The organism is Salinicola endophyticus (assembly GCF_003206575.1).
Classification (GTDB): Bacteria; Pseudomonadota; Gammaproteobacteria; order Pseudomonadales; family Halomonadaceae; genus Salinicola; species Salinicola endophyticus.
In genome coordinates, this window is sequence record NZ_PZJO01000001.1 from 159,527 (window position 1) to 175,851 (window position 16,325).

Genomic DNA, 16,325 nt, shown 5'->3' on the forward strand with positions numbered 1-16,325 from the left:
CGACGACGAGGGATATCTGCATGCCAATGACCGATGCTTTGCTGTCGAGCGTGGAACAGCTATTTTCGCTGGCGACCCTGATCAGCATGCTGATCGGCGTCGTCGCCGGGGTGATCGCCGCCGCCATCCCCGGCTTCACCGTGACCATGGCGATCGTGCTGACGCTGCCGGTGACCTTCAGCATGCCACCGCTGCAGGGCGTGGCGACGATGCTGGCGGTATATGTCGGCGGCTGCTCCGGCGGGCTGATCAGCGCCGCCCTGCTGGGTATCCCCGGCACCCCCTCGTCGGTGGCGACCACCTTCGACGCTTACCCCATGGCACGCGGCGGCGAGCCCGGGCGCGCCCTGGGCCTGGGCATCTGGGCTTCGTTCTTCGGCGCCCTGATCAGCGCGCTGGTGCTGATCGTGGCGGCGCCACCGCTGGCGCTGATCGCGGTCAAGCTGGGGCCGTGGGAGTACTTCTCGCTGATCCTGTTCGCCATCACCGTGGTCGCCAGTCTGGTCGGACACTCGATCCTCAAGGGGCTGATGATGAGCCTGCTGGGGCTGTTCGTGGCGACCGTGGGGCCCGACCCGATGATGGGCGTGGCACGCTTCACCTTCGATCTCGACCTGCTCGCCGCGGGCCTGCCGTTCCTGGTGGTGCTGATCGGGATCTTTGCGGTCAGCCAGCTCGCCGGCGAGGTGGAGAACCCCGACGAGCTGCGCCAGGGGCAGGCGCTGATCGAGGGCCACATCGCCGTCCGCCCGCTGGCGGTGATGCGCGAGGTGCTCTCGCGCCCGCTCAACCTGCTACGTTCGTCGCTGGTGGGAGTGGTGATCGGCGCGGTACCCGGCGCCGGCGGCAGCATCGCCAATCTGATCGCCTACGATCAGGCCAAGCGCGCCTCGAAGACCCCGGAGCGCTTCGGCACCGGGATCGCCGATGGCGTGGTCGCCTCCGAGTCGGGCAACTCCGCCACCGCCGGCGGCGGGCTGATCCCGATGATCGCGCTGGGCATCCCCGGCAGCGCGGTGGACGCGGTGCTGATGGCGGCACTGATGGTACAGGGAATCAGCGTCGGGCCGCGGCTGATCATGGACAATCCCGACCTGGTCTACGGCATGTTCCTGGCGATGTTCCTCGCCGCCGGCATGGTGCTGGTGTTCTGCCTGCTCAGCCTGCGCTGGTTCCTGCGCATCACCGAGATTCCCAAGTCGATCATCGTGCCGGTGGTACTGGTGTGCTGCGCGGTGGGCGCACTGGCGCTCAACAACCGGGTGACCGACCTCTACCTGCTGATCGGGGTGGGGCTGGTCGGCTATCTGCTGGCCAAGCTCGACTATCCGCTGGCGCCGCTGGTGCTGGGGGTGATCCTGGGGCCGATCGCCGAGACCAACCTGCGCCGCGCGCTGATGGCCGACGAGAGCTGGACGCTGTTCTTCACCCGTCCGATCTCGCTGGCGCTCTTGGTACTGGCAGCGCTGTCGGTCGCCTTCAGCATTCGGCGCCTGCTCAAGCAGCGCAGGCCAGGCTGATCGGGTGTCATCGGCGCGCCCCGCGCCGGTGAGACCGACGAAAGTGCACGCCAGGCGTTACGCGCAGGGACGGCTGTGCTAGCTTAGCGACCGAATTTTCCAGGCCGGATGATCCGTATCGCGATGGCACAGCCCTCTTCGCTCTTCCACCTCGAGCCCTCCCCCGCCGGCCGTCTCGGCCTGGCACCCATGGAGGGCGTGATCGACGCCGACACTCGGGCACTGCTCAGCGCCGATGGCGCGCTGGACTGGTGCGTCACCGAGTTCGTGCGCGTGGTCGATGCGCGCCTGCCGCCGCGGGTCTTCCTGCGCCACTGCCCGGAACTGGCCGAGGCCGGCACGGCAGGGCCGCTGACCCCGACCGCGACCCCGGTGACACTGCAGCTGCTAGGCTCCGACCCCGCGGCGCTGGCAGCCAATGCCGAGCAGGCGATCACCCTGGGTGCCACCCGACTCGATCTCAACTTCGGCTGCCCGGCCAAGATGGTCAATCGCCACGATGGCGGCGCCTCGCTTTTGCGCACGCCGGTGCGGGTGGGGCGCGCAGTGGCGGCGGTCGCCGAGGTGGCCGCCGCCCGCGGCGCCACGGTGAGCGCCAAGCTGCGCCTGGGCTTCGACGACCGCCGGGTGGCGCTGGCCTGCGCGCTGGCCGCCGAGGCTGGCGGTGCCCACGAGCTGGTGGTGCACGCGCGCACCCGGCGCGAGGGTTACCGCCCGCCGGCGCACTGGGAGTGGGTCGCCAAGATTCGCGCCGCTGTCAGCGTGCCGGTGGTGGTCAACGGTGATATCTGGACGCTCGAAGCGTACTGGAAGGCGCGCACGCTCTCCGGCTGCGACGATGTCATGCTCGGCCGCGGCATGCTCGCCGACCCGTGGCTGGCGCGCCGCATCCGCCACTGGCAGGCGAGCGGCGGCGAGCGCCTGGCAGCGACACCGTGGTCTGCCCGCGCCGAGGTGCTGTGCCACTACGCCGCGCGCAAGCAGGCCGCAGGGATGGCGGAGAAGTTCATCGTCTCGCTGCTCAAGCAGTGGCTCAACATCATGCGCGGACGCGATGCCGAGGCCGCCGCACGTTTCACCGCGCTGCGCCGGGAGACCGCGCTGGCGCCGCTGCTGGCGGGGCTGGCGGGGCTGGCGCATCCGGCCACGGAACCCGCGACCTCCCCGGCACCGACACCGGCCTGAGGCGCCAGCGGGCCGGCCAGGGCGCGACAGCCGGCCACCATGGCCATCACGCTCTGGCGCCACGCTCTCCTGAGCCCCTGCCCTGCCTGATCCGGTCGCGACGCGCTAGCGGACGCTGTCCGGCGTCCGGCAGTGCCCATACCGGCGCTGCGCCTCGACACCGCCTGCGCCCAAACGAAAACACCCGCATGCCGAAGCATGCGGGTGTCATCTGTATGGCGCGCCCGGGAGGATTCGAACCTCCGACCACCTGATTCGTAGTCAGGTACTCTATCCAGCTGAGCTACGGGCGCTAAAATCGGTCGAGACGCTAAGTCCCTGGTACTGCTGTGCGATGCTGCTTTCAGTGAGTGGCGCGCCCGGGAGGATTCGAACCTCCGACCACCTGATTCGTAGTCAGGTACTCTATCCAGCTGAGCTACGGGCGCTTGTCACTGATGCTTGTCGCGATTCGCAGTCGACGTCTTGGCTGTCACTGCGATTGTCGATCTGTGCCACGACTCGAAGGTCAAACCTCACGATCAATGGCGGAGAGGGAGGGATTCGAACCCTCGATGAGGCTATAAACCCCATACTCCCTTAGCAGGGGAGCGCCTTCAGCCACTCGGCCACCTCTCCCTGATCGACGGCGCGTAGATTACCCATTTCGCCGGGGCTTGTCCAGTCGAAGCCCAAACTTTTTTCAAAAAAACCTCAAAGGATGAATGGTTTACCGCGAGAGGCGAGGCAGGGCGTGGGATAGAGAGCGTAAGAGGAGGATTCCGAGACGAGCCCGAGCCGATAAAGGGGACGACTTCACCAGCCCAGACGGTTCCAGTATGCGCGCTGCGCTATACGCCGGGACCGCCATCTTCGTCTTCGGATTTCTCACGCTGGATGCGCTGATAGATCTCTTCGCGATGAACGGCCACATCCTTAGGCGCATTGACGCCGATGCGCACCTGATTCCCTTTCACTCCCAGGACGGTGACGGTGATGTCGTCGCCGATCATGAGAGTCTCTCCCACTCGACGGGTCAGGATGAGCATTGTCTGATCTCCTTCTCAGGGCCTTCTTCCATTCTCGGGTCACGCTCTCGGGCCGCTTGCGGCGGTCGCTCACCGCCCGAGGAGCGATTATGCGTCATAAGGCCAACCAGGCCAATGACGCCGTTCCATGACAACCCTCGGCTACGTTGAAGAAGCGCTCTCTTCCTTTCACTTCGTCCAACTCACCCTAAGCGTAGAACGCCTGAGACATTCTTGAAGGTTTATTCGGTTATTCGCTTTGGATGCTGTCTTTGTCGAGGCCGAAGGCGGTGTGGAGCGCGCGCACGGCGAGTTCCATCGTCTTCTCGTCGATGACCACGGAGATCTTGATTTCGGAGGTCGAGACCATGCGAATGTTGATGTTCTCTTCGGCCAGCACGCGGAACATCTTGGACGCCACACCGGCGTGCGAACGCATGCCCACGCCGACCAGAGAGACCTTGGCGATGTTGTCGTCGCCGCGCAGCTCACCGCCGCCGAGCGCCGGAATCACGTCATCCTGGAGGATGCGCATGGTCTGCTTGTAGTCGCCCTTGCCCACAGTGAAGGTGAAGTCGGTGTAGTCGCCGGTCGGCGCCACGTTCTGCACGATCATGTCGACTTCGATGTTGGCGTCGGCGATCGGGCCGAGAATGCGCGACGCGACCCCGGGAACATCAGGGGTGTTGAGCAGCGTCAGCTTGGCTTCGTTGGCGGTGAAGGCGATACCGGAGATCAGCGGTTCTTCCATCGATTCGATTTCCTCGTCTGCCACGATCAGCGTGCCGGGCCCTTCCTCGAAGCTCGACAGCACGCGAAGCGGTACATTGTATTTGCCGGCGAACTCCACCGAGCGGATCTGCAGCACCTTGGAGCCGAGACTGGCCAGCTCGATCATCTCCTCGACGGTGATGCGCTCCAGGCGCTGCGCCTTGGAGCAGACCCGTGGGTCGGTGGTGTAGACCCCGTCCACGTCGGTGTAGATCTGGCACTCGTCGGCGCCCAGGGCCGCGGCCAGCGCCACGCCGGTGGTGTCGGAGCCGCCACGCCCGAGGGTGGTGATGTTGCCCTCTTCGTCCACCCCCTGGAAACCGGCGACCACCACGACCTGACCCTCGTCCAGATCGTCCTTGAGGTCATCGGTCTCGATACGCTGGATACGCGCCTTGGTGTGCGCACTGTCGGTACGAATACCCACCTGCGCCCCGGTGTAGGAAGTGGCCGGTACGCCCAGCTGATGCAGGGCCATGGCCAGCAGCGAGATGGTGACCTGCTCGCCGGTGGAGACCAGCATGTCCATTTCGCGCGGGGTGGGGTCCTCGTTGATCTGGCTGGCGAGGTCGATCAGACGATTGGTCTCGCCGCTCATCGCGGAGACCACGACCACGATCTGGTGACCGTTGTCGCGGAAGCGCTTGACCTTCTCCGCGACCGCCTTGATCCGCTCGACGGTTCCCACCGAGGTCCCACCAAACTTTTGTACGTATAGCGCCATGAGTCTGTTCGTCACTCCCTAGCGTTGTGGGCCGCCCTGGGGTGGCGGCCGCCGTGTATGTCGGTTCAGCCCAACTGATCGGCCACCCACGCATGCACGCTGTCGAGCGCCTGCGGCAGCTGGCTCGGGTCGCTGCCGCCGGCCTGCGCCATGTCGGCACGCCCGCCGCCCTTGCCACCGACCTGGGCTGCCACGTGGTTGACCAGTTCCCCCGCCTTCAGACGCCCGGTGAGGTCGTCGGTGACCCCGGCGATGAGGCTGACCTTGCCCTCCTGCGCCGCGCCGAGCACCAGCACGCCAGAGCCCAGTTTCTGCTTGAGCTGGTCGTGCAGGCCGCGCAGCTCCTTGCCCCCGACCCCTTCGATACGGGTGGCGAGCACGCGCACGCCGGCGACGTCGCGTACGGCGTCGAGCAGCTCGTTGCCGGCCGCGCTGGCCAGCTTGGCCTTGAGCCGCTCGAGTTCCTTCTCCAGCGTGCGCTGGCGTTCGAGCACGCTGTCCAGCCGCTCGACCACCTGCTCCGGGCGCGCCTTGAGCCGCGCGCCCACGGCGTTCAGCTCGCGCTCCTGGGCGGCGAACCACGCCAGCGCCTGGTGCCCGGTGACCGCTTCGATACGGCGCACACCAGCGGCGGTGCCGGACTCCGCGACGATATGGAACGGCCCGATATCACCGGTACGCGCCACGTGGGTGCCACCGCACAGCTCGATCGAGAAGCCGTCGCTGCCGATGGTCAGCACGCGCACGGAATCGGCGTACTTGGCTTCGAACAGCGCCTGCGCGCCCTTGGCCTTGGCCTGGTCGAGGGTCATCTGCTCGGTGTGGGTCGGCGCGTTGGCCAGGATCTCAGCGTTGACGATGCGGGTGATTTCCGCCAGTTGATTCGGCGTCACCGGCTCGAAGTGGCTGAAGTCGAAGCGCAGGCGCTCGGCGCTCACCAGCGACCCTTTCTGCTGGACATGATCGCCCAGGGTCCGCCGCAGCGCCTCGTGCAGCAGGTGGGTGGCGGAGTGATTGCGCATGGTGGCCTGGCGCAGCGAGGCGTCGACCTGCGGGGTCAGCGTCTGCCCCACGCTCAGCTCACCCTCGAGCAGCACGCCCTCGTGCAGGTGATGGCCCGACTGCTTGCGCGTGTCGGTGACCTGGAAGCGCGCGCCATCGCCGCGCAGATAGCCGGTGTCGCCGACCTGACCGCCGGACTCGGCGTAGAAAGGCGTGCGGTCGAGCACCACCACCCCTTTCTGCCCCGCTTCGAGGGTCACGCGCTCGTTGCCTTCGGCGTCGACGATCGCAGTGACCCGGGAGTTATCCTCCAGCCGGTCGTAGCCGGTGAACTCGGTGCTGCCCTCGAGGTTCAACGCGGCCTCGTAGTCGCCACCGAACTGGCTGGCGGCGCGGGCACGCTGGCGCTGCGCTTCCAGTTCGCGCTCGAAGCCGGCCTCGTCGAGGGTCACGCCGCGCTCGCGGCAGACATCGGCGGTCAGGTCATAGGGGAAGCCGTAGGTGTCATAGAGCTTGAACACCGTCTCGCCCGACAGTACCTCACCGTCGAGGGAGGCGAGCGCCGCTTCGAGCAGCCCCATGCCGTGGTCGAGGGTGCGTGCGAACTGCTCCTCCTCCTTGAGCAGCACGCGTTCGATCTGCTCCCGCGCCTGGCGCAGTTCGGGATAGGCGTCACCCATCTCGGCGTCGAGCGCCGCCACCAGCTTGTGGAAGAAGGTGCCGCTGGCGCCGAGCTTGTGACCGTGGCGGATGGCGCGGCGGATGATCCGTCGCAGCACGTAGCCGCGCCCCTCGTTGGAGGGCAGCACGCCATCGACGATCAAGAAGGCGCAGGAGCGAATGTGGTCGGCGATCACGCGCAGTGACGGCGTGGTGGTATCGGCGTGACCGGTGAGCTCGGCGGCCGCCGCCAGCAGCGCCTGGAACAGATCGATCTCGTAGTTGGAGTGCACGCCCTGCATCACCGCCGCCATGCGCTCCAGGCCCATGCCGGTATCGATCGACGGCTTGGGCAGCGGGTGCAGCTCGCCGTTGGCATCCCGGTCGAACTGCATGAAGACCAGGTTCCACACCTCGATGTAGCGGTCGCCGTCCTCTTCCGGGCTTCCCGGCGGGCCACCCCACACCTCCGGGCCGTGGTCGTAGAAGATCTCAGAGCACGGGCCGCACGGGCCGGTGTCGCCCATCTGCCAGAAGTTGTCCTCGTCGAGCCGCGACACCCGCGCCGGATCGACGCCGATCTCGTCGACCCAGATGGTCGCCGCCTCTTCGTCGCTGTGGTGCACGGTGACCCACAGACGCTCCTTGGGCAGCCCCAGCACCTCGGTGATGAAGGTCCAGGCAAAGCGGATCGCATCGGGCTTGAAGTAGTCGCCGAAGCTGAAGTTGCCCATCATCTCGAAGAAGGTGTGGTGGCGCGCGGTGTAGCCGACATTATCGAGGTCGTTGTGCTTGCCGCCGGCGCGCACGCAGCGCTGGGCCGAGGTGGCGCGCACGTAAGGCCGTGGGTCGCGCCCCAGGAAGACATCCTTGAACGGCACCATGCCGGCGTTGGTGAAGAGTAGCGTCGGGTCGTTTTCCGGCACCAGAGAGGCAGAAGGCACGATGGTGTGTCCGCGCTCCTCGAAGTAGTTCAGGAAAGCCTGTCTGATAGCTGCGCTTTTCATAAACAATCCGTAGCGAGAGTCCGTGGCAGAGTCCATGGCGAGAGTCCGTGACAAGAGACCCCGGCGAAGGACCTTGGCGAAAGTCCGTGACGATAGGCGTGCCCACGGCGGCAAACGGACCACGTGGCGACGCGCAGACGGCCGTCTCAGCGGGCAAGGCGCTGCCCCCTGCGGCCATCGCAAGGCGCGTTAGTATAACGTGGTCGACTGTGAGTCTGTCGAGTGCGACACCCATGTCGCCGCCATTCGCCACTGCCGGGCGGGTCGGATCCCCCTCTCCGGCGTGCACCATGCCCCTGATGGGCAGGCGTCCTGTCACCCGTGAGGAGGAGAACGCAGACAGCGGCGCGCACAACAGCTGCGATGAAGGAGCGTGGCGCCGGGGGCGAGGTGAAGGGACCCTGCGAGAGGATCGTGGCGAGAGGGGCGCGGTGCGAGGGTCGAGAAGAAACGATGCGAGAGCAGCGCACCAAGGGTGCGCTGCCAGGTCAGACTGAGAATGAAGCGCCAAGGCAAGGCGCGTGAGACGAAGAGCGCACGCGCGGGGCAAGAAAGAGCGCGCAAGCCAGTGAAAGAGCGGCGCCACGCCAACCAGCCCGGAGGCTCAATCCTCCCAGGCGTGGCGCATGGCGTGGCGCACCTGATCGAAGCCGAACCCGCGACCGGCCAGGAAGCGTTCGCGCTTGGCCCGCTCACGGGGCGTGCTACCGGGCCCCGTGAAGCGCTTGGCCAGGACCTGACACGCCAGGTCCTGCCAGTCCGGCGCCTCCGCCTCGAACGCCAGCGCCGCCAGGGCGTCGTCGATCCCGCGCTGGGCCAGGTCACCGCAGATCCGCACCGGGCCGTGACCGAGCTGCACCCGGGAGCGCACGAAGATCTCGGCGAAGCGCGTGTCGGACTGCAACCCCTCCGCGGCCAGCGCATCCAGGGTGACGGCAATCTCATCACGCTCGACGCCCTTGGCCGCCAGACGCTGCTCGAGCTCGGCGCGGCTGTACTCGCGGCGCGCCAGCAGCGCGATCGCCCGCTCCCGGGGTGGGATGTCAGCAGCATCAGCCATGGCGTGCCGCCCTCCTCGGCGCCGACCTGAACACCAATCTTTCCCTCAACCCAAACTTCGCCGACTTCAATCCAACCTTCACCTACCTTTCGATCTACAGCAGCGAGTCGTTGGCGTCGTCGGCCGCAGCCTCGGCTTCCTTCTCTTTTTCCTTCTCCTTGGGCGCGGCGACAGCCAGCAGCTGGGCGCGAATCTGATCCTCGATCTCGGTCATGATCGCCGGATTCTCCTCCAGGTACTGGGCCGCGTTGGCCTTGCCCTGACCGATCTTGCTGCCCTTGTAGCTGTACCAGGCACCAGCCTTGTCGACCAGGCTGCACTGCACGCCCAGATCGATCACTTCGCCGGCATGGTAGATGCCCTTGCCGTAGAGAATCTGGAACTCGGACTGGCGGAACGGCGGCGCCACCTTGTTCTTGACCACCTTGACCCGGGTTTCGTTACCGGTGACCTCGTCACCCTGCTTGACCGAGCCGATGCGGCGAATGTCGAGACGCACGCTGGAGTAGAACTTCAGCGCGTTGCCGCCGGTGGTGGTCTCGGGGCTGCCGAACATCACGCCGATCTTCATGCGGATCTGGTTGATGAACACCACCATGCAGTTGGCGTTCTTGATGTTGCCGGTGATCTTGCGCAGTGCCTGCGACATCAGACGCGCCTGCAGGCCGACGTGGGAGTCGCCCATCTCGCCCTCGATCTCGGCGCGCGGGGTGAGCGCTGCCACCGAGTCGATGATGATGACGTCGACGCCGCCGGAGCGCACCAGCATGTCGCAGATCTCCAGCGCCTGCTCGCCGGTATCCGGCTGCGACACCAGCAGCTGGTCGAGGTCGACCCCCAGCTTCTCGGCGTAGCTCGGATCGAGCGCGTGCTCGGCGTCGATGAAGGCGCAGGTCTTGCCCTGCTTCTGAGCCTGGGCGATCACCGACAGGGTCAGGGTGGTCTTGCCCGAGGATTCGGGGCCGAATATCTCGACCACGCGGCCATAGGGCAGACCGCCCACACCGAGAGCGATGTCCAGCCCCAGCGAACCGGTCGAAACCACCGGGATGGCGGTGCGTGGCGTGTCGCCCAGACGCATCACGGTGCCTTTGCCGAATTGGCGGTCGATCTGCGACAAAGCCGCGCTGAGTGCCTTGCTGCGGTTTTCGTCCTGTGCCATGAAAGTCTCCTGTGAGTGCGTCGAAGACGAGCCTTGGAAAGCTGGCGTCGTGGAGTGGCGGCCGGAAAAGTGAGCCCGCCGCCTCTGGACACTCCGTCAGCCGGCTCGGCTCGGGAATCCGCGGCGACGGGCGAGACGGCCAGGCCGCCCGATCACTGTATGATTAGCCAGTAGTATGGCGAAAAAAATCGCTCGCGCCTATATCCTCGCGTCGATTTTCCGCATGCGTCGCTGCATTTTCCGGGATCGCGCCCGGCGAGGCCAGCGCCAAGTGCCGCTCAGGCCTCGGCGACGAGGGATTCGAGCAACCCCGCCAGGGCGATCGCTACCGCCTGCGCGCGCACCGCGGCACGCTCCCCCGGCAGCCGGAAGCACGCCACCCGCTGGGCCTCGGCGTCGCCCCAGGCGAACCACACCGTGCCCACCGGCTTCTCGGCGCTGCCGCCGCCAGGGCCGGCCACACCGCTGATCGCCACACCGAGCTCGGCGCCGCTGTCGCGGCAGGCGCCGGCGACCATCTCGCGCACCGTGGCAGCGCTGACCGCGCCGTGCGCCGAGAGCGTCTGCTCGGACACCCCCAGCATGCGCTGCTTGGCGGCATTGGCGTAGGTGACGTAGCCGCTGGCGAAGTAGCCCGAGCTGCCGGCGATCGCGGTGATCGCCTCGGCCACGCCGCCGCCGGTACACGACTCCGCCGTGGTGACGAAGCAGCCGGCGGCCAGGCACGCCTCCCCCAGGCGTCGGGCAAGCACCTGCGGGTCCTGATCACTGCCGGGAGGCAGCGGATGGTCGGTGGGCAAGCTCATGGCGTCTCCTGCGGCTCGGGCGCTGCACCGGTCTCGTCTGTCGGGCAGGCGCGTCGTGTCATGCCAGTGATGGCATGCGAGTGGTCTCAGGTGAGTAGTATGCGAGCTTTGCGCGCCGACGCAACGCGCTCAATCAACGAACGCACCCACGCGGGCGGCTATTCGGCGTCGCGCGGGTAGGTGGGCGGCAGCGGCTGCGCGTGCCCCCCGGCACACAGATCGGCGACCGCGATCTCGAGCAGGATGACCGCCAGTTCGCTGACGTTGACGTTGCGCCGGTTGGCCTCGATCGAGAGCAGCCTGAACGTGGAGTCACTGAGGTGATTGAGCACCAGACGGGCCATGAGGGGGTCCTCGATGCTGATTTCACCCACTGTAACGATTCGCTCGCCGCCAGCGAGACTGAAAACACTACACCTCGGGCATGAACCGGCGTCACCCCCGCCCGGCGATCGGCGATGCAGCGACGCTGACCCCCGTGATAACCTTCAGCCTTTCTCCATGCTTCGCCGGCGCCGCCGGCCCGGGCCCTGCCTCGCGCCTCGCCGCGGACCGGCCCGAGGCCGCGGCGCCCCCGGCGAGGCTCGTGCCCCATTGATGCCCCACGATACCGAGAGAGCCTCCTAAAGCCATGCAGGATACGGCCGCCAGCAAAGCCCAGCAGCACACGCCGATGATGGCGCAGTACCTCAAGATCAAGCGCGAGCACCCCGAGGTGCTGCTCTTCTACCGCATGGGCGATTTCTACGAACTGTTCTACGACGATGCCAAGCGTGCCGCCAAGCTGCTCGACATCACCCTGACCGCGCGCGGCCAGTCCGCCGGCTCCCCGATTCCCATGGCCGGCGTACCCTATCACAGCGCCGAATCCTACCTGGCACGGCTGGTGCGCTCGGGCGAGTCGGTGGCGATCTGCGAGCAGATCGGCGACCCCGCCACCAGCAAGGGCCCGGTCGAGCGCCGGGTGGTGCGTATCGTCACCCCCGGCACGCTGCACGACGAGGCGCTGCTGGACGAGCGCCGCGACAATCTGCTGGTGGCCCTGCACCGCCATGGCGAGCGCTGGGGTATCGCCTGGCTGGAACTCTCCAGCGGCCGCTTCGCCGTGCTCGAGGTCGACGGCGAGGCCGACATGCAGGCCGAGATCCATCGCCTGCAGCCAGCCGAGCTGCTCGCTGCCGAAACCCAGGACCTGCCGCCGGCGCTGACCGAGCGCACCGGTCTGCGCCGTCAGAACGACTGGCACTTCGATCTGGAGACCGCCAACCGCCTGCTGTGCGACCAGTTCCAGGTGGCCGATCTGCGCGGCTTCGGCTGCACCCATCTGGAGGTCGCGCTGGTCGCCGCCGGGGTGCTGATCGACTACGCCCGCGACACCCAGCGTTCACGCCTGCCCCACGTCAATGCGCTGAACATCGAGAGCCGCGACGACGCGGTGGTGATCGACGCCGCCAGCCGCCGCAACCTGGAGATCGACATCAATCTCGGCGGCAGCGGCGACAACACCCTGGCCAGCGTGCTCGACACCACTACCACGCCCATGGGGTCGCGCCTGCTCAAGCGCTGGCTCAACCGGCCGCTGCGCGATCGCGCCCAGGTGAGCGCGCGCCAGGCGGCGGTGCAGCTGCTGCTGGAACAGGACGACCATCTGGCGCTGCGCGAGATCCTGAGCGAGGTCGGCGACGTCGAGCGCATCCTCGCCCGGGTCGCCCTGCGCAGCGCCCGCCCGCGGGACCTGGCCCGCCTGCGCGACGCACTCAATGCACTGCCCCAGCTGCAGAGCGCGCTGGGCGCGATCGAGGGCGACAGCGCTCTCGACGACCTGGCCCGGCACATTCGCCCCTACCCGGAGACAGCGGCGACCCTCAGCCAGGCGCTGATCGACAACCCGCCGGTGGTGATACGCGACGGCGGCGTGATCCGCGAAGGCTTCGACGCCGAGCTCGACGAGTACCGCGGCCTGGCCGAACACGCCGGCGACTACCTGGTGAAGCTCGAACTGCGCGAGCGCGAGCGCACCGGCCTGGCCGGGCTCAAGGTCGGCTACAACCGGGTCCACGGCTACTATATCGAGATCCCCCGGGCCCAGGCCCGCGAGGTGCCGGTGGACTATATCCGGCGGCAGACACTGAAGAACGCCGAGCGCTTCATCATTCCCGAACTCAAGGAGTTCGAGGACAAGGCGCTGTCGGCCAAGTCGCGGGCCCTGGCGCGCGAAAAGCTGCTCTACGAGGGGCTGATCGAGACCCTCAACGCCGAGCTCGACGCTCTACAGGCCACCGCCCGGGCGCTGGCCGCGCTGGATGTGCTCTGCACCTTCGCCGAGCGCGCACGGAGTCTCGACTTCGTCCGCCCGCAGCTCGGCGAGACGCCCGGCTTCGAGATCATCGGCGGCCGCCACCCGGTGGTCGAGCACGTCAGCCAGCACCCCTTCGTGCCCAACGACTTGGCGCTCGACGACGCCCGCCGCATGCTGGTGATCACCGGCCCCAACATGGGCGGCAAGTCGACCTACATGCGCCAGGCCGCGCTGATCGCCCTGCTCGCACATACCGGCAGCTTCGTGCCCGCCGAGCGCGCCGAGATCGGTCCGGTGGATCGCATCTTCACCCGTATCGGCTCCAGCGACGACCTCGCCGGCGGCCGCTCGACCTTCATGGTCGAGATGACCGAGACCGCCAGCATCCTGCACAACGCCACCGCCGAGAGCCTGGTACTGATGGACGAGATCGGCCGCGGCACCAGCACCTTCGATGGCCTCTCGCTGGCCTGGGCCAGCGCCGAGCATCTGGCCCGGGCGCGCGCCTTCACCCTGTTCGCCACCCACTACTTCGAGATGACCGCCCTGGCCGAGCAGCAGGAGACGGTGGCCAATGTCCACCTCACCGCCGCCGAGCACAAGGAGGGCATCGTCTTCATGCACCGGGTCGAGGAGGGGCCGGCGAGCCAGAGCTACGGTCTCCAGGTGGCCCAGCTGGCCGGCGTGCCACAGCCGGTGATCGCCCGCGCGCGGGAGAAGCTGGCCAGCCTCGAGCAGCCCCCGGTCGCCCCCGCCGAGCGCGGCGTGGCCGCCCACGCCGCCGCCCCGCAGCAGGCGGACCTGTTCGCGGCACCGCCGCATCCGCTGGTCGAGGCGCTGGAGTCCCTCGACGTCGATGCGCTCACCCCGCGTGCGGCGCTGGAACTGCTCTACGAGTGGAAGGCCCGACAGTAACCCCGCGGCGGGCCGGGCAGGCCCGCCGCGGTATAACACCATTCCCAGACGTTCCCAGCCTCAACTTGCCGCTTCCGGCAGGCGACGCCTAGAATATGGCGCCATTCGAACGTGGCATCCGCGTGCGCATGGCAGATACCCCGCTACGAACAGAACGGGGAGTCGTGAGCGGGTAGCAAGTGTAATAAAAGTGGCCGGTAGAGGCCGCGACCCAGGGACCGTGACCGAGAAAAAGCGGGGCCAGCCGCGTATCCGCCCCGGCAATAGGAGAGATCACCCATGACGTTCGTCGTCACCGAGAACTGCATCAAGTGCAAATACACCGACTGCGTCGAAGTCTGCCCGGTGGACTGCTTCTATGAGGGCCCGAACTTCCTCGTCATCCACCCCGACGAGTGCATCGACTGCGCCCTGTGCGAGCCGGAGTGCCCCGCCGAGGCGATCTTCTCGGAAGACGAGCTGCCGGCGGGTCAGGAGAAGTTCATCGAACTCAATGCGGAGCTTTCCGAAGTGTGGCCCAATATCACCGAGCAGAAGGCGCCGCCGGAAGATGCCAAGGAGTGGGATGGCAAGCCAAACAAGATCGAGCTGCTCGAACGCTGATTTGCTATTACGCTTGGCCATACTGTGTTGAAATCAATCTCAAAGTGCTCATTTACACCTCGTAAACTCCGCTTTTACGATTGATTTCGCCTTGTCTGGCCTGCGCTCATTACGCAAATCGGACGCAATCGGACGCCCGCTGCCGAAGAACGCAAGAAGGCCGCTCGATGAGCGGCCTTCTTGCATTGGGCGAACACAGCCCGATCGCCGGTGCTGTCGCAAGCCGGGCACCCTCTCAACAGTGCCCGACTCGACGATCCGTGACTGGCCCTTGCGTTACTGGCCCTTGCGTTACTGGCCCTTGATCGCCTTCAGCCCCGGGTAGGCTACCTTGCCTTCGAGCTCCTGCTCGATCACCAGCAGGCGGTTGTACTTGGCCACGCGATCGGAGCGGCACAGCGAGCCGGTCTTGATCTGGCCGGCGGCGGTGCCCACGGCGAGGTCGGCGATGGTGGTGTCTTCGGTCTCGCCGGAGCGGTGCGAGATCACCGCGGTGAAGCCGGCGTCCTGGGCCATCTTGATCGCGTCCAGCGTTTCGGAGAGCGAGCCGATCTGGTTGAACTTGATCAGGATCGAGTTGCCGATCTGCTCGTCGATACCGCGCTTGAGGATGCGGGTATTGGTGACGAAGAGATCGTCGCCGACCAGCTGCACGCGGTCGCCGAGCTTCTCGGTGAGGGCCTTCCAGCCATCCCAGTCGGACTCGTCCATGCCATCCTCGACCGAGACGATCGGGTAGGCGTCGCAGAGTTCGGCCAGGTAGTCGGCGAAGCCGGCGGCGTCATAGGACTTGCCTTCGCCGGAGAGGTCGTAGGTGCCGTCCTTGTAGAACTCGCTGGAAGCACAGTCGAGGGCCAGGGTGACGTCCTTGCCCAGTGTGTAACCGGCGTCGGAGACCGCCTGCTTGATCACCGCCAGCGCCTCGGCGTTGGAGGCCAGATTGGGAGCGAAGCCGCCCTCGTCACCCACCGAGGTGGAGAGCCCCTTAGCCGACAGCACTTTCTTCAGCGCGTGGAAGATCTCGGCCCCCATGCGCAGCGCCTCGCGGAAGTTGGGCGCGCCCACCGGCTGGACCATGAACTCCTGGATGTCGACGTTGTTGTCGGCATGCTCGCCGCCGTTGAGGATGTTCATCATCGGCACCGGCATCAGGTAGTGACCCGGCTGACCGTAGAGCTCGGCGATATGGGCGTAGAGCGGCACGCCCTTGGCGATCGCCGCGGCCTTGGCCGCCGCCAGCGACACCGCGAGGATGGCGTTGGCGCCCAGGTTGGCCTTGTTGTCGCTGCCGTCGAGATCGAGCATGGCCTGGTCCAGCGCACGCTGGTCACTGGCATCCATCCCCACCAGGCGCTCGCGGATCTGACCGTTGACGGCCTCCACCGCCTTGAGCACGCCCTTGCCCAGGTAGCGGCTCTTGTCGCCGTCGCGCAGCTCGAGGGCTTCACGCGAGCCGGTGGAGGCGCCGCTCGGCGCACAGGCGCTGGCGCTGATGCCACCGCTCAGAACGACCTGAGCCTGAACGGTCGGGTTACCTCGGGAATCGAGCACTTCGAGGGCGCGGATATCAACGATCTCAGCCATGTTACGTCGTCCTGTCGGTT

The 16,325-nt window shown here is 67.0% G+C and carries 12 protein-coding genes and 3 tRNA genes; 4 read left to right on the forward strand and 11 right to left on the reverse strand.

Going from position 1 to position 16,325, the window contains the following annotated elements:
* The first annotated feature begins 20 nt into the window (after nucleotides 1–20).
* Nucleotides 21–1,520: a tripartite tricarboxylate transporter permease gene (locus tag DOM66_RS00720; protein WP_245392333.1), complete on the forward strand. Its 1,500-nt coding sequence runs from the start codon at nucleotides 21–23 to the stop codon at nucleotides 1,518–1,520.
* A gap of 189 nt (nucleotides 1,521–1,709) precedes the next feature.
* Nucleotides 1,710–2,705, forward strand: a complete 996-nt coding sequence (locus DOM66_RS00725) for a tRNA dihydrouridine synthase (protein WP_110689155.1) — start codon at nucleotides 1,710–1,712, stop codon at nucleotides 2,703–2,705.
* A gap of 216 nt (nucleotides 2,706–2,921) precedes the next feature.
* On the opposite strand, the gene DOM66_RS00730 is transcribed toward DOM66_RS00725, so the two are convergent.
* The 10 genes from DOM66_RS00730 to DOM66_RS00775 all read right to left on the reverse strand — a co-directional run bounded on the left by DOM66_RS00730 (nucleotide 2,922) and on the right by DOM66_RS00775 (nucleotide 11,248).
* A tRNA-Arg gene (locus DOM66_RS00730) sits at nucleotides 2,922–2,998 on the reverse strand.
* Between the two features lie 58 nt (nucleotides 2,999–3,056).
* Nucleotides 3,057–3,133: transfer RNA gene (locus DOM66_RS00735), tRNA-Arg, on the reverse strand.
* A gap of 97 nt (nucleotides 3,134–3,230) precedes the next feature.
* Nucleotides 3,231–3,323 (reverse strand) — tRNA-Ser (locus tag DOM66_RS00740).
* A gap of 212 nt (nucleotides 3,324–3,535) precedes the next feature.
* Nucleotides 3,536–3,733, reverse strand: coding sequence for a carbon storage regulator CsrA (csrA, locus tag DOM66_RS00745; RefSeq protein ID WP_035475538.1), 198 nt, complete (start codon nucleotides 3,731–3,733; stop codon nucleotides 3,536–3,538).
* A gap of 229 nt (nucleotides 3,734–3,962) precedes the next feature.
* Nucleotides 3,963–5,207, reverse strand: coding sequence for an aspartate kinase (locus DOM66_RS00750; protein ID WP_110675099.1), 1,245 nt, complete (start codon nucleotides 5,205–5,207; stop codon nucleotides 3,963–3,965).
* A 65-nt stretch (nucleotides 5,208–5,272) separates the two neighbouring features.
* A complete protein-coding gene (gene alaS / locus DOM66_RS00755; protein WP_110688976.1) occupies nucleotides 5,273–7,876 on the reverse strand; it encodes an alanine--tRNA ligase in 2,604 nt (867 codons plus the stop codon).
* Nucleotides 7,877–8,480: 604 nt separating this feature from the next.
* The gene (locus DOM66_RS00760) at nucleotides 8,481–8,936 is read right to left on the reverse strand and encodes a regulatory protein RecX (RefSeq protein ID WP_110688977.1); all 456 of its coding nucleotides are present in this window, start codon (nucleotides 8,934–8,936) and stop codon (nucleotides 8,481–8,483) included.
* A gap of 94 nt (nucleotides 8,937–9,030) precedes the next feature.
* On the reverse strand, nucleotides 9,031–10,098 hold the full coding sequence (recA, locus tag DOM66_RS00765) for a recombinase RecA (protein WP_035475546.1): 1,068 nt from the start codon (nucleotides 10,096–10,098) through the stop codon (nucleotides 9,031–9,033).
* Between the two features lie 278 nt (nucleotides 10,099–10,376).
* Nucleotides 10,377–10,904: a CinA family protein gene (locus tag DOM66_RS00770; protein WP_110688978.1), complete on the reverse strand. Its 528-nt coding sequence runs from the start codon at nucleotides 10,902–10,904 to the stop codon at nucleotides 10,377–10,379.
* Nucleotides 10,905–11,062: 158 nt separating this feature from the next.
* Nucleotides 11,063–11,248, reverse strand: coding sequence for a hypothetical protein (locus DOM66_RS00775; protein WP_110675103.1), 186 nt, complete (start codon nucleotides 11,246–11,248; stop codon nucleotides 11,063–11,065).
* Between the two features lie 287 nt (nucleotides 11,249–11,535).
* Here DOM66_RS00775 and mutS point away from each other — a divergent pair, with 287 nt between their 5' ends.
* Together mutS and fdxA are read left to right on the forward strand one after the other, a co-directional pair.
* Nucleotides 11,536–14,118: a DNA mismatch repair protein MutS gene (gene mutS, locus DOM66_RS00780; RefSeq protein WP_110675104.1), complete on the forward strand. Its 2,583-nt coding sequence runs from the start codon at nucleotides 11,536–11,538 to the stop codon at nucleotides 14,116–14,118.
* 279 nt (nucleotides 14,119–14,397) lie between these two features.
* Nucleotides 14,398–14,721 (forward strand): ferredoxin FdxA, encoded by a 324-nt coding sequence (fdxA, locus tag DOM66_RS00785; protein WP_110688979.1) that lies wholly within the window; start codon nucleotides 14,398–14,400, stop codon nucleotides 14,719–14,721.
* 291 nt (nucleotides 14,722–15,012) lie between these two features.
* On the opposite strand, the gene eno is transcribed toward fdxA, so the two are convergent.
* Nucleotides 15,013–16,305 carry a phosphopyruvate hydratase gene (gene eno, locus DOM66_RS00790; protein WP_110688980.1) on the reverse strand — a complete coding sequence of 431 codons (1,293 nt, stop codon included), beginning with the start codon at nucleotides 16,303–16,305 and terminating at the stop codon, nucleotides 15,013–15,015.
* Nucleotides 16,306–16,325 lie beyond the last annotated feature (20 nt).

What these genes read in the sequence shown, in the direction of transcription:
- DOM66_RS00725 (WP_110689155.1), top strand. Translation starts at nt 1,710, where the DNA reads ATGGAGGGCGTGATCGACGCCGACACTCGGGCACTGCTCAGCGCCGAT.
- recA (WP_035475546.1), bottom strand. Translation starts at nt 10,098, where the DNA reads ATGGCACAGGACGAAAACCGCAGCAAGGCACTCAGCGCGGCTTTGTCG.
- DOM66_RS00750 (WP_110675099.1), bottom strand. Translation starts at nt 5,207, where the DNA reads ATGGCGCTATACGTACAAAAGTTTGGTGGGACCTCGGTGGGAACCGTC.
- eno (WP_110688980.1), bottom strand. Translation starts at nt 16,305, where the DNA reads ATGGCTGAGATCGTTGATATCCGCGCCCTCGAAGTGCTCGATTCCCGA.
- DOM66_RS00775 (WP_110675103.1), bottom strand. Translation starts at nt 11,248, where the DNA reads ATGGCCCGTCTGGTGCTCAATCACCTCAGTGACTCCACGTTCAGGCTG.
- DOM66_RS00760 (WP_110688977.1), bottom strand. Translation starts at nt 8,936, where the DNA reads ATGGCTGATGCTGCTGACATCCCACCCCGGGAGCGGGCGATCGCGCTG.
- DOM66_RS00770 (WP_110688978.1), bottom strand. Translation starts at nt 10,904, where the DNA reads ATGAGCTTGCCCACCGACCATCCGCTGCCTCCCGGCAGTGATCAGGAC.
- alaS (WP_110688976.1), bottom strand. Translation starts at nt 7,876, where the DNA reads ATGAAAAGCGCAGCTATCAGACAGGCTTTCCTGAACTACTTCGAGGAG.
- csrA (WP_035475538.1), bottom strand. Translation starts at nt 3,733, where the DNA reads ATGCTCATCCTGACCCGTCGAGTGGGAGAGACTCTCATGATCGGCGAC.
- DOM66_RS00720 (WP_245392333.1), top strand. Translation starts at nt 21, where the DNA reads ATGCCAATGACCGATGCTTTGCTGTCGAGCGTGGAACAGCTATTTTCG.
- fdxA (WP_110688979.1), top strand. Translation starts at nt 14,398, where the DNA reads ATGACGTTCGTCGTCACCGAGAACTGCATCAAGTGCAAATACACCGAC.
- mutS (WP_110675104.1), top strand. Translation starts at nt 11,536, where the DNA reads ATGCAGGATACGGCCGCCAGCAAAGCCCAGCAGCACACGCCGATGATG.